The sequence below is a fragment of the Streptomyces sp. NPDC107559 genome, from assembly GCF_055657365.1.
Genome location: NZ_JBVKBD010000001.1, coordinates 1096506 through 1109286 on the forward strand (window position 1 = coordinate 1096506; position 12781 = coordinate 1109286).

At 71.0% G+C, this 12781-nt stretch carries 10 protein-coding genes; 6 read left to right on the plus strand and 4 right to left on the minus strand.

Annotated features, from left to right (window positions below; translation table 11 throughout):
• Positions 1–76: 76 nt before the first annotated feature.
• A complete protein-coding gene (locus ACZ7OY_RS04675; protein ID WP_471910011.1) occupies positions 77–2335 on the plus strand; it encodes a protein kinase domain-containing protein in 2259 nt (752 codons plus the stop codon).
• 22 nt (positions 2336–2357) lie between these two features.
• Here ACZ7OY_RS04675 and nadA read toward each other — a convergent pair whose 3' ends face one another.
• Positions 2358–3542 carry a quinolinate synthase NadA gene (gene nadA, locus ACZ7OY_RS04680; protein ID WP_471910012.1) on the minus strand — a complete coding sequence of 395 codons (1185 nt, stop codon included), beginning with the start codon at positions 3540–3542 and terminating at the stop codon, positions 2358–2360.
• Positions 3543–3848: 306 nt separating this feature from the next.
• Between nadA and ACZ7OY_RS04685 the strand changes: the two genes are divergently transcribed.
• Positions 3849–4205, plus strand: a complete 357-nt coding sequence (locus ACZ7OY_RS04685; RefSeq protein WP_471910013.1) for a HesB/IscA family protein — start codon at positions 3849–3851, stop codon at positions 4203–4205.
• Between the two features lie 91 nt (positions 4206–4296).
• On the opposite strand, the gene ACZ7OY_RS04690 is transcribed toward ACZ7OY_RS04685, so the two are convergent.
• Together ACZ7OY_RS04690 and ACZ7OY_RS04695 are read right to left on the minus strand one after the other, a co-directional pair.
• On the minus strand, positions 4297–6339 hold the full coding sequence (locus ACZ7OY_RS04690) for a hypothetical protein (RefSeq protein WP_471910014.1): 2043 nt from the start codon (positions 6337–6339) through the stop codon (positions 4297–4299).
• Positions 6340–6507: 168 nt separating this feature from the next.
• Positions 6508–6717, minus strand: a complete 210-nt coding sequence (locus ACZ7OY_RS04695) for a hypothetical protein (RefSeq protein WP_384732284.1) — start codon at positions 6715–6717, stop codon at positions 6508–6510.
• Between the two features lie 131 nt (positions 6718–6848).
• Between ACZ7OY_RS04695 and ACZ7OY_RS04700 the strand changes: the two genes are divergently transcribed.
• On the plus strand, positions 6849–7823 hold the full coding sequence (locus ACZ7OY_RS04700) for a carbohydrate kinase family protein (protein ID WP_351599987.1): 975 nt from the start codon (positions 6849–6851) through the stop codon (positions 7821–7823).
• 70 nt (positions 7824–7893) lie between these two features.
• On the opposite strand, the gene ACZ7OY_RS04705 is transcribed toward ACZ7OY_RS04700, so the two are convergent.
• Entirely contained in the window at positions 7894–9303 is a 1410-nt protein-coding gene (locus tag ACZ7OY_RS04705) for an aminotransferase class V-fold PLP-dependent enzyme (RefSeq protein WP_471910015.1), read from the minus strand.
• Between the two features lie 316 nt (positions 9304–9619).
• Between ACZ7OY_RS04705 and ctaC the strand changes: the two genes are divergently transcribed.
• The 3 genes from ctaC to ACZ7OY_RS04720 are packed head-to-tail and all read left to right on the plus strand — an operon-like array spanning position 9620 to position 12713.
• Positions 9620–10585: an aa3-type cytochrome oxidase subunit II gene (ctaC, locus tag ACZ7OY_RS04710; RefSeq protein ID WP_471910016.1), complete on the plus strand. Its 966-nt coding sequence runs from the start codon at positions 9620–9622 to the stop codon at positions 10583–10585.
• Positions 10582–12318: an aa3-type cytochrome oxidase subunit I gene (ctaD, locus tag ACZ7OY_RS04715; protein WP_471910017.1), complete on the plus strand. Its 1737-nt coding sequence runs from the start codon at positions 10582–10584 to the stop codon at positions 12316–12318. The genes ctaC and ctaD overlap by 4 nt, the downstream gene beginning before the upstream one ends.
• Complete coding sequence (locus tag ACZ7OY_RS04720) at positions 12315–12713, plus strand: cytochrome c oxidase subunit 4 (RefSeq protein ID WP_471910018.1); 399 nt, start codon at positions 12315–12317, stop codon at positions 12711–12713. Before ctaD ends, ACZ7OY_RS04720 begins: the two co-directional genes overlap by 4 nt.
• Positions 12714–12781: the final 68 nt, after the last annotated feature.

Here is a 12781-nt window from a genome sequence, read left to right on the forward strand (position 1 = left end):
TCCGATGTCCCTTCCCCCGTACGGGTTTCATATCCTGTGAACTCGAACTGCTCTGCGGGGGAAGGGAATCGGGGCGTTGCCGCTGCACAAGGACGATCCGAGGACGCTCGGCGGATACCGGATCGTCGACCGCCTCGGGTCCGGGGGCATGGGCGTCGTCTATCTGGGCCGCTCCCGGTCGGGCCGCGAGGTCGCGCTCAAGGTGGTGCACGCCCAGTACGCCCAGGACGACGTCTTCCGGGCCCGCTTCCGTCAGGAGATCGAGGCCGTCCGCAGGGTGAGCGGCGCCTTCACCGCCCCGGTCGTGGGCGCCGACGCGCAGGCGTCCCGGCCCTGGATGGCCACGCAGTACGTGCCCGGCCGTGCGCTCTCCACCCTGATCCACGACACCGGCCCGCTGAAGGGGGCGCGGCTGCGCCTGCTGGCGCTGGGGCTGGTGGAGGCCCTGCGGGACATCCACCGGGCCGGGGTCGTCCACCGCGACCTCAAGCCCGGCAACGTCCTGATGGCCGAGGACGGCCCGCGGGTCATCGACTTCGGCATCTCCCGCGCGGCCGGGAACCAGACCCTCACCGAGACCGGTCATGTGATCGGCACCCCGCCGTTCATGTCGCCGGAGCAGTTCGAGGACGCCCGCTCGGTCGGGCCCGCCTCGGACGTCTTCTCCCTCGGCGCGCTGCTGGTGTTCGCCGCGACCGGCAGCGGCCCCTTCGACGCCGACAGCCCCTACATGACGGCGTACCGCGTCATGCACGAGGAGCCCTCGGTGGACGCGGTCGCGGAGCCGCTGCGCTCGCTGCTGATCCGCTGCCTGGCCAAGAAGGCCGGCGACCGGCCCGGACTGGAGGAACTGGGACGGGAGTTCGCCGAGGCGCTGCCCGAGCCGGCAGCCGACGACCGGGAGACGGTGACCCTGCGTCTGCCGCCCGCCGGCCCGCCGCGCGACGAGACCGCCCCGGCCGCCGCACCCCGTCCGGGCCGTCGCTCCCGGCTGCGCCGGTGGCCGGTCCTGGCGGGAACGGCGGGTGTCCTGGCCCTGGCGGTCACCGGCTACGTCCTGCTCGACCCGTTCCAGGGGCGGGACGGGAGCACGGCGTCGCAGGGGAGCACCCCGTCGGACGACGCCGCCAGCACCTCGCCCGCAGCATCGCGTTGGGCGGCGCTGCCCGCCGGCTGGAAGCCGTGGCGGACCTCGGTCTACGGGGCCGCGCTCTCCGGCGTGACCCGGCCGATGAACGAGGAGGAGGGCTTCGCCGGTAAGACCCTGTCCTGCGCGATGGGCGAGGACGCCCTGTACTGCGGGGGCTCCGGTGTCTTCCCCGTCCGGATCGACGGGGCGACGGGTCGGCTCGCCTGGCGTGCGGACTCCGTGCCCCCGGGGGTGGCACGGGAGAACTACGACAGCACGGTCCTCGGGGAGTACGACGGTGTGCTGCTGGTCCGGCAGTCGGTCGTGAGCAGCACGGGCGCCGACCGGGCGGCCGAGGTCATGGCCCTCGACTCCGGCACCGGCGCACTGCTCTGGTCGCGGCCGATGGACGACGACACCGTCCAGCCCGCCCTCGTCGGCGATCTGCTGCTGGTACCGGACGGCAGGCGCGTGACGGCCCGCGATCCGCGGCAGGGCACCGCGCGCTGGAGCACGGACCTGCCCGCCGGGCCGTCCTATTACTGCGGTTTCCACGAGATCGGCGGCCGCCCGTACGCCGACTGTTCCGACCCGGGCTCGTCGCCGCGCGCCGTGTTCTACGCCATGGACCCGGCCGACGGTACGACCCGGAAGGTGAGCGTGCCGGACGGCGAGCTCGCGTACGCCGGCGGCATCGGCGGCGATCTGGTCTTCCTGGAGTCCGGCGGCGGACAGGACGAGTCGGGGGCCGAGGACTCGACGTACACCGGGGTCCTGCTGATCGACCCGAAGACCGGGACCGTGCGGCGCAGGAGCCTGCCGGGCAGCCCGCGCGGCGAGGCCGCGCTGGTGGGCGGCGTGCTCTGCTTCGCCTCCTCCAACGGCCGGGTCACCGCGCACGAACCCGGGACGGGCGAGAAGCTGTGGGAGACCACGACCACGCTCCAGCAGCCCGGCACGCCCGTCTCCGACGAGCGCGGCCGCACCGTCTTCGCGGCCAGCGCCTCCGGGCGGGCGGCCGCGCTCGACACGGCGACGGGCCGCCTGCTGTGGGAGTCCCCGGCCCGGGCCGAGCAGGTCGTCCGGACGAGTTTCCACCCGGCGCAGGTGTATCCCGACGGCGGTTCCCTGGTGGTGCTCAGCCCCGACGGGACCGTCTTCGCGCTGGACCCGGCCCACCCCGACCGGGAGCCGCAGTCGGGGTGAGCCGGGTCCATGGGCGGGCCGGTTACGGCAGCGCCAGCATCCGCTCCAGCGCCAGCTTCGCGAACGCCTCGGTCTCCTTGTCGACCTCGATGCGGTTGACGAGGTTGCCCTCGGCCAGCGACTCCAGCGTCCACACCAGGTGGGGCAGGTCGATGCGGTTCATGGTCGAGCAGAAGCAGACCGTCTTGTCGAGGAAGACGATCTCCTTGCCCTCGGGCGCGAAACGATTCGCCAGCCGGCGGACCAGGTTCAGCTCCGTGCCGATGGCCCACTTGGAGCCGGCCGGGGCGGCCTCCAGGGCCTTGATGATGTACTCCGTCGAGCCGACGTAGTCCGCCGCGGCCACGACCTCGTGCTTGCACTCGGGGTGCACCAGGACGTTCACGCCCGGGATGCGCTCGCGCACGTCGTTGACCGAGTCCAGCGAGAAACGGCCGTGGACCGAGCAGTGGCCGCGCCACAGGATCATCTTCGCGTCGCGCAGCTGCTCGGCGGTCAGGCCGCCGTTCGGCTTGTGCGGGTTGTAGACCACGCAGTCGTCGAGGGACATGCCCATGTCCCGCACCGCGGTGTTGCGGCCGAGGTGCTGGTCGGGCAGGAAGAGGACCTTCTCGCCCTGCTCGAACGCCCAGTCCAGCGCCTTCTTCGCGTTGGACGAGGTGCAGATGGTGCCCCCGTGCTTGCCCGTGAACGCCTTGATGTCGGCGGACGAGTTCATGTACGAGACGGGCACGACCTGCTCGGCTATGCCGGCCTCGGTCAGCACGTCCCAGCACTCCGCGACCTGCTCGGCCGTGGCCATGTCGGCCATCGAGCAGCCGGCGGCGAGGTCCGGGAGGACGACCTTCTGGTCATCGCCGGTCAGGATGTCCGCGGACTCCGCCATGAAGTGCACACCGCAGAACACGATGTACTCGGCCTCCGGGCGCGCGGCCGCGTCCCGGGCCAGCTTGAAGGAGTCGCCCGTGACGTCCGCGAACTGGATGACCTCGTCGCGCTGGTAGTGGTGCCCGAGCACGAAGACCTTGTCGCCGAGCTTCTCCTTGGCCGCGCGGGCGCGCTCGACCAGGTCCGGGTCGGACGGCGAGGGGAGGTCGCCCGGGCACTCGACGCCGCGCTCGCTCTTCGGGTCGGCCTCGCGGCCGAGGAGCAGGAGGGCGAGGGGCGTCGGCTGTACGTCGAGCTCCGGGGTCTGGGCGGTGGTCACGACACGCACCCTTTCTGTTCTGCGGCTCGTCGGTCCGTGCATCGGGCCGACGCTAGTTTTCGTCTAAATGACGCTATCTATCATAACTGCTTCACGTCACTTTGACGACGGCCATAGTGTCGGTGTGACATGAATCCCGATGCGCCGTTTTCCGCTCCCTGTGTCATGTGCGAGCATGAAGAGGGATCCGAGGGTCGAAGGAACCAGCGGAACCGAAAAGACACGCGCCCGGCCCGGAATGAATCCGCGGCCCCGCCGGTTGCAACCGTCGGCAAGCAGTCTCCGTACAACCCGGGAGAGATGTAGATGTCCGTATCGGACGAGACCAGCACCGTCACCGACGGCATCATCCTTAGCGACGCCGCCGCGTCCAAGGTCAAGGCCCTGCTCGACCAGGAAGGCCGCGACGACCTGGCCCTGCGTGTCGCCGTTCAGCCCGGAGGCTGCTCCGGCCTGCGCTACCAGCTCTTCTTCGACGAGCGTTCGCTCGACGGCGACGTCGTCAAGGACTTCGACGGCGTCAAGGTCGTCACCGACCGCATGAGCGCCCCGTACCTCGGCGGCGCCTCGATCGACTTCGTGGACACGATCGAGAAGCAGGGCTTCACGATCGACAACCCGAACGCGACCGGCTCCTGCGCCTGCGGCGACTCCTTCAGCTGAGCCGCCCGGGACGCCCTCGGGCGGACCCGGACGACACGAGAAGGCGGCGGCCCCCTCCGACGGGGCCGCCGCCTTTCGCCGTCGCCGTGTCCTACTGCGGCTGCGCCGAGGCCCCCGGCAGCCGCGCCCCCGCCTTCTCGTACGGGATCTCCCTGCCGTCCGACCCGACGACCTTCCGGTCGCCCAGCGGCTCGTCCAGCCGTACGGTCTGCTGGAAGATCTTGGCGATCTTGATGCAGATCTTGTTCGGCCACGGCTTCTCGGTCACCGTCACGGTCACCCGGTCCGCGCTCTCCACCGCCGTCGCCTTGTAGTCGGCGCACACCCCGCCGGTGTAGCGCACCGCGAGGCTGCCGTCCTCGACCGTGTAGTCCTGCACCTGCACGTCGCGCGAGGCCGGTGCCGCCGTGGTCGGGCCGGCCGACACGGACGGGGTCAGGTAGTCCGGCTCCACCGCCGGATAGGTCACCGTGAAGGCGTCCTGCGCGCCCGACCCACGGGCCGCGAACAGCCAGGACGGGACCAGCGCCAGCCGCTCGTCCACCCGGTGCACCGCCAGCCCGAACACCGCGTCCTCGACCGTGACCGTGGTGCGCCCGCCGGCGTCCGAGGCCGTCGACGACCCGCACGGCTGCTCCAGCCGGTCCTTCAGCGGTACGGGACTCGCGCAGCCGCCGATGCCCATCCGGTGGTCCGTCCCGGGGGCCTTGTTCAGCAGGTCCAGCGCCTCCCGCGCGCTCACCGCGGGGTACACGTCCCCCTTCAGCGGCTTCGTCAGCTGCCCGGTGCCGCCGACCAGCTCGCCCTGCGCGCCGACGGTCAGCCCGGTGGTCAGGCCGTAGGTGGGCAGCCCGCCGACCACCGGATCGGCGTTCACCGTCCGCTGGGCGCCCATGACCTGGCTCGCGTCCACCTTGGCGTCGTCCTGGCCCAGCGCCTTCAGCACCGGCGCGGCCGCCTTCCTCGCCGCCGCCTCGCTCACCGGGTCGGTGGCCGGGACCGCGGGGTCCTGTATGCACAGGGTCCGCTTCCGGCAGTTGTCGGTGCCCGGCGCGTAACGGCTGAAGGTCCAGGTGCCGGGCGCCGCCCTGTCCACCCGCAGGACCGGGCCCGCGCCGTCCTTGCCCGTGCCGACCTGCCAGACCGTGCCCTGCGCCACTGGTGTCCCGTCGATCCCGAGCGCCTTTGCCAGGCGGGCCACCTCGTCCCGGGCGACCTGGCCCGTGGCCCAGTACACCGGCGCCGAACCGGGGCCGTCGGGCAGCGTCCCGGCGGCCCGGTACGTCACGCCGTACGGATTGGGCTCACCCGGCGCGATGCCGTTGGCCGTCCCCCCGGTGCCCGACGTCCCGGGGGCGGAGTAGCCGTCGAGGGCCAGCGGGTCGGGGGTGCCGTCGCCCGCGGACGTGCCGGAACCCGTACGGCCGCCGGACGCGCTCGCGGCGAGATACGCGCCCCCGCCCCCGACGAGCAGCACGGCGGCCGCGACCGAGGCGACGACCGCGGGCGAGCGCCGCCGGGAGACCGGACGGTCCTCGTGGCTCCCGTCGCCGTCCTCGCTCTCGGACCGGACCTCGGGGGCGCGGACCGCCTCGGAGACCCGCTCGGCCACACTCCCGACGGCCACCTCGTCGGAAGCGTCCTCGCCGGAGGCGGTGTCGGAGGGGCTGCCGCCGGCGGGGCTGTCCTTGGCGGAGGAGACCTCGACTGAGTCGGCCTCGCCTGAGCCGGCCTCGACGGGGTCGGCCTTGACTGAGTCGGCCTCGACTGAGTCGGCTTCGACTGAGTCGGCTTCGACCGGGCCGGCCTCCGCAGGTCCGTCCCCGACAGGGGCCACCCCGTCCTTGCCGGCCTCGGCAGGGGCCGCCTCGGCCGCGGCGTCGGCACGGTCCTCGGCACCGGGCTCGGCGTCGTCCGCGTCGGCACCGGCTCCCACCCGGGCTTCGGGGTCGACATCACCCTCGGCGTCGGCCCCGGCATCCGTCCCGGTCTCGGCCCCGGGATCAGCCTGGGTCTCGGCCGAGGCCTGGGCATCTGCCCCGGCCGAGGCCCGGACCTCTTTCTCGTCACCGGCGGTCTCGGCGGCGCCCGGCTCGCGTGCGGCGTCGTCGTTGTCGGGTCGCTCGGTGTTCACCGCATCGCTCCTTCGGCTGCTGTCCTCATGGCCGACCCTGACCCGGCCCTGTCAAGATGGGCGGCGGAGGGGTCGTACCCCGCATCCCCTCTACGGGGGACGCCGATGGGACGCAGCGGGGGAGCGCACGGTTCCCTGGAACGCGCCGACGCGGAATCCGGGCGCCGCTCAGTCCCCGTAGTCCGACATCGCGTCCAGCAGCCGCGCCGACGCCGACGGCACGGTCACGCCGTGGATGAGCGACGGGGACACCGGGAGAGGGGTGAACCGGTCGGGGGCCGCCCAGTGCGGCACCATCCGGGCACAGTCACCGCGCAGCGACGCGAGGCCGCCCTCCAGGTCCGCCGGGGCAGGGGCACAGCGCTTGAGGTTCGTCATAGCGGCACCGTATGCACGACTCGGGCCGCGAAGAAAGATCTACTATCGGGTAGTTTCGTACGCTTCAAGGTGAGCCCGTCGACCGGGTAGCGTGAACTGTCAATGCCCCTCCCCCCAGGAGAGTCCACGCCGTGCGCATCGCAGTCACCGGCTCCATCGCCACCGACCACCTCATGACCTTCCCCGGCCGCTTCGCCGACCAGCTCGTCGCGGACCAGTTGCACACGGTCTCGCTCTCCTTCCTGGTCGACAACCTCGACGTACGCCGTGGCGGCGTCGGCGCGAACATCGCCTTCGGCATGGGACAGCTCGGCACGGACCCGATCCTGGTCGGCGCCGCCGGCTCGGACTTCGACGACTACCGGGCCTGGCTCGACCGGCACGGCGTCGACACCGACTCGGTGCGCATCTCCGAGACGCTGCACACCGCCCGCTTCGTGTGCACCACCGACGCCGACCACAACCAGATCGGCTCCTTCTACACCGGCGCGATGAGCGAGGCCCGCCTCATCGAGCTGAAGACCGTCGCCGACCGCGTGGGCGGTCTCGACCTGGTCCTGATCGGCGCCGACGACCCGGAGGCGATGCTCCGGCACACCGAGGAGTGCCGCACCCGGTCCATCGCGTTCGCCGCCGACTTCTCCCAGCAGATCGCCCGGATGAACGGCGACGAGATCCGGACCCTGCTGGAGGGCGCCACGTACCTCTTCTCCAACGAGTACGAGAAGGGGCTCATCGAGTCCAAGACCGGCTGGAGCGACGAGGAGATCCTCGCCAGGGTCGGCCACCGCGTCACCACCCTCGGCTCGCGCGGTGTGCGCGTCGAGCGGGTGGGCCAGGACCCGATCGAGGTCGGCTGCCCCGACGAGGAGCGCAAGGCCGACCCCACCGGCGTCGGCGACGCCTTCCGGGCCGGCTTCCTCTCCGGCCTGGCCTGGGGCGTCGGCCTGGAGCGCGCCGCCCAGGTCGGCTGCATGCTCGCCACGCTGGTCATCGAGACGGTCGGCACCCAGGAGTACCAGCTGCGCCGCGGCCACTTCATGGAGCGCTTCACCAAGGCCTACGGCGACGAGGCCGCCGCCGAGGTCCGGGAGCACCTGTCCTGACCCGGCACGGCCGCTGACCGGCCCCTCTTCCGCGGCGGGCCCCGGGATCCGATCCCGGGGCCTGCCGCGGTCAGGACACCCGGCGGACCACGTACGCCGAGCCGTGCTCCGCCGGCTCCTCGCCGACGTACTCCTGCCCCCGCATCTCGCACCACGCCGGGATGTCGAGCCGGGCCGCCTCGTCGTCGGAGAGCACCCGGACCGTGCCGCCCACCGGCACCTCGCCGAAGACCTTCGCCAGCTCGATCACGGGGATCGGGCACCGCCTCCCCAGCGCGTCGACCACCAGCGCGTCGCCCTCCGGCGCGGCCGCGTCCACGACCGCCGGTGCGGCGGGTGCGGCGGGTGCGGCGGGTGCGCCGAGCTTCTCGCGCACCGCCGCCACCGTGCCCGGCAGCACCGACAGGAACCGCTCGACCTCCTCGGCCGGCGTGCCGTACGGCAGCGACACCCGGACGTTGCCCTCGCTCAGCACCCCCATCGCCCTGAGCACATGGCTCGGCGTCAGCGTGCTGCTCGTGCAGGACGATCCGGACGACACGGAGAAGCCCTCCCGGTCCAGCGCGTGCAGCAGGGTCTCCCCGTCGACATAGAGACACGAGAACGTGACGATCCCGGGCAGCCGCCGCGCCGGATCGCCGACCACCTCCACGTCCGGGACGAGCGACGGCACCCGCGTGCGGATCCGGTCCGTCAGCTCCCGCAGCCGTACCGCCTCCTGCTCCGCCTCGGCGCGCACCGCCCGCAGCGAGGCCGCCGCCGCCACGATCGCCGGGATGTTCCCGAAGCCGGCCGCCCGCCCCGACTCGCGCTCGTCGACCGGGCCTTGGGAGGCGAACCGCACCCCCTTGCGGACCACCAGCAGCCCGACCCCGGACGGGCCGCCCCATTTGTGCGCACTGCCCGTCAGCACCGACCAGTTGCCCGGCACCCGGCCCCAGCCGAGCGACTGCGCGCCGTCCACCAGCAGCGGGACCCCCGCCTCCCGGCACAGCTCGGCCACCGCGGCCACCGGCTGCTCGGTACCCACCTCGTGATTGGCCGACTGGAGACAGGCCAGCGCGGTGTCCGGCCGCAGGGCCTCGCCGTACGACCCGGCCGTCGCCTCGCCGGTCCGCAGCACCGGCACCCGGGTCACCGAACCGCCCGCGGCCTCGTGCGCCTCGGCCGAATGGAGTACCGAAGAGTGTTCGACCTCCGACACGATCAGGTGGTTTCCCACGCGGCGTCGGCCCGTCAGCACCCCCGCGATCCCCGCGTGCACCGCCCGGGTGCCGGAGGAGGTGAACGTCAGCTCGTCCGGCCGGCAGCCGACGGCGTCGGCCGCCGCCTCCCGCGCCGCGTCCAGCAACAGCCGCGCCCGCCGGCCCTCCCGGTACAGCCGCGCGGGATCGGCCCACCCCTCGTCGAGGGAGGCCGCCAGGGCCTGGCGGGCAACGGGATGCAGGGGAGCGGCCGATGCGGCGTCGAAGTAGGACACACCTCAACGCTAAGCGCCTCGATGGCGCACGCCGAACCGCCCCCGCGGGCGGGTCACGCCGGTGGCCGTCCCGCTCGGGGCCACCCGACCTGCGCAATGCCCCGAACTCCCGTCAGAAAACAGCCGCAGCAGGACAACCCACCCCCTTCGGGGGGACCGGCGGCGCGTTGGCCACCCTCCCCGCGCGACCCCAAAACGCGTCCAGTAGGGTTTGGTCCGCATAAACATCCAAACCCCTGCCCGACGCAGGGCGGCGACCGACCAGCGAGAAGGCCGCAGCCGAACAGCGCGGGCGAGACTCTCGGGAAGGCGCTACGTGAGTCCCAACGGCTCCGACCGCTCGCCGCGGCGCCCGATGCGGCGGAAGCTGCTGCAGGCAATGACTGCGGGCCTGGTCCTGGCGACAGCCACTGGTTGCTCGTACAACTGGGAAGACTTCCCCCGCCTTGGTATGCCCACCCCGGTCACAGACGAGGCTCCGCGGATCCTCTCCCTCTGGCAGGGCTCGTGGGCGGCCGCGCTCGCCACCGGCGTGCTGGTCTGGGGCCTGATCCTGTGGGCGACCGTGTTCCACCGGCGCAGCCGGACCAAGGTCGAGGTCCCTCCGCAGACCCGGTACAACATGCCGATCGAGGCGCTGTACACAGTGGTCCCGATCATCATCGTCTCGGTGCTGTTCTACTTCACCGCCCGTGACGAGTCGAAGCTCCTCAGCCTCGACAAGAAGCCCGACGTCACCGTGAACGTCGTCGGCTTCCAGTGGAGCTGGGGCTTCAACTACATCGAGAGCGTCGACGGTTCCACCGGTGACGCGAAGACCGACAAGAACCTGGCCGCCATCCCGGACCGGTTCAAGGCGGACTTCCCGGCGAACGCCGGCGGCGTCTACGACGTCGGCACGCCCGGTACGCGCAACCCGCAGACGGGCAACCCCGGTCCCACGCTGTGGCTGCCCAAGGGCGAGACCGTCCGCTTCGTCCTCACGTCGCGTGACGTCATCCACTCCTTCTGGGTGGTGCCGTTCCTGATGAAGATGGACGTCATCCCCGGTCACACGAACTCCTTCCAGGTGACGCCCAACCAAGAGGGCACCTTCATGGGCAAGTGTGCCGAGCTCTGCGGCGTCGACCACTCCCGGATGCTGTTCAACGTGAAGGTCGTCTCCCCCGAGCGTTACCAGCAGCACCTCAAGGACCTCGCCAAGAAGGGGCAGACCGGTTACGTTCCCGCCGGCATCGCGCAGACGAGCCACGAGAAGAACCGGGAGACGAACAACCTGTGAGCATCGTCAACGAACCTCAGGGCGCCGCGGCGGCCGGAGCCTCGTACTACGAGGACGAACTGCCCGTACGGCGCAAGCAGCCCGGAAACGTGGTCATCAAGTGGCTCACCACCACTGACCACAAGACGATCGGCACGCTCTACCTGGCCACGTCCTTCGCGTTCTTCTGCATCGGTGGCGTCATGGCGCTGCTCATGCGTGCGGAGCTGGCCCGGCCCGGTCTGCAGATCATGTCGAACGAGCAGTTCAACCAGGCGTTCACGATGCACGGCACGATCATGCTGCTGATGTTCGCGACGCCGCTGTTCGCCGGCTTCACGAACTGGATCATGCCGCTCCAGATCGGTGCCCCCGACGTCGCGTTCCCGCGGCTGAACATGTTCGCCTACTGGCTCTACCTGTTCGGCTCGCTCATCGCGGTGGGCGGCTTCCTCACCCCGCAGGGTGCGGCCGACTTCGGCTGGTTCGCCTACTCCCCGCTGTCGGACGCGGTCCGCAGCCCGGGTATCGGCGCCGACATGTGGATCATGGGTCTGGCCTTCTCCGGCTTCGGCACCATCCTCGGCGCGGTCAACTTCATCACCACGATCATCTGCATGCGCGCACCCGGTATGACGATGTTCCGCATGCCGATCTTCGTGTGGAACGTGCTGCTGACCGCCGTCCTGGTCCTGCTGGCCTTCCCGGTGCTGGCCGCGGCCCTGTTCGCGCTGGAGGCAGACCGTAAATTCGGCGCCCACGTCTTCGACGCGTCCAACGGCGGAGCCTTGCTGTGGCAACACCTCTTCTGGTTCTTCGGCCATCCAGAGGTGTACATCATCGCCCTGCCGTTCTTCGGCATCATCAGTGAGATCATCCCGGTCTTCTCCCGCAAGCCGATGTTCGGCTACATGGGCCTGATCGCCGCGACCATCTCGATCGCCGGCCTGTCCGTGACGGTGTGGGCCCACCACATGTACGTCACCGGCGGAGTGCTGCTGCCGTTCTTCTCCTTCATGACGTTCCTCATCGCCGTTCCGACCGGCGTGAAGTTCTTCAACTGGATCGGCACGATGTGGAAGGGGTCGCTGAGCTTCGAGACCCCGATGCTGTGGGCGGTCGGCTTCCTGATCACCTTCACCTTCGGTGGTCTGACCGGTGTCATCCTGGCCTCGCCGCCGATGGACTTCCACGTCTCGGACTCGTACTTCGTGGTGGCGCACTTCCACTACGTCGTGTTCGGCACGGTCGTCTTCGCGATGTTCGCCGGCTTCCACTTCTGGTGGCCGAAGTTCACCGGCAAGATGCTCGACGAGCGCCTCGGCAAGATCACCTTCTGGACGCTGTTCGTCGGCTTCCACGGCACCTTCCTGGTCCAGCACTGGCTGGGTGCCGAGGGCATGCCCCGTCGTTACGCCGACTACCTGGCGGCCGACGGCTTCACCGCCCTGAACACGATCTCGACGATCAGCTCGTTCGTCCTCGGTCTGTCGATCCTTCCGTTCTTCTACAACGTGTGGAAGACCGCCAAGTACGGCAAGCCGGTCGGCGTCGACGACCCGTGGGGCTACGGCCGTTCGCTCGAATGGGCGACGTCCTGCCCGCCGCCGCGGCACAACTTCCTCACCCTGCCGCGGATCCGCAGCGAATCCCCGGCGTTCGACCTGCACCACCCTGAGATCACCGCTCTGGAGCTGGAGCACGCAGGCCATGGCGCCGGCGCCATCACGGACGGCAAGGAGGCCGGCAAGTGAAGATCCAGGGCAAGATGTTCATGTGGCTGAGCGTCTTCGTCCTCGCCATCGCGATCGTCTATGGCGTGTGGTCGAAGGAGCCGGCCGGTACCACGGCGCTCTTCCTGGCCTTCGGCCTGTGCATCATGATCGGCTTCTACCTGGGCTTCACCGCCCGGCGGGTCGACGCGGGCGCGCAGGACAACAAGGAGGCGGACGTCGCGGACGACGCCGGCGAGCTGGGCTTCTTCAGCCCGCACAGCTGGCAGCCGCTGTCCCTGGCCGTCGGTGGCGCCCTGGCCTTCCTGGGTGTCGCCATCGGCTGGTGGCTGCTCTACTTCTCCGCTCCCCTGATCCTGCTGGGTCTGTGGGGCTGGGTCTTCGAGTACTACCGCGGTGAGAACCGCACCCAGTGACACGCGCTGACCCCAGGTCAGCCACTGCACCGACCGGGAGCCCGGATCCCTCCGTCAGGAGGATCCGG

Excerpts from the sequence above, each read along its gene's own strand:
- ACZ7OY_RS04685 (WP_471910013.1), top strand. The coding sequence starts at position 3,849 with ATGTCCGTATCGGACGAGACCAGCACCGTCACCGACGGCATCATCCTT.
- ACZ7OY_RS04695 (WP_384732284.1), bottom strand. The coding sequence starts at position 6,717 with ATGACGAACCTCAAGCGCTGTGCCCCTGCCCCGGCGGACCTGGAGGGC.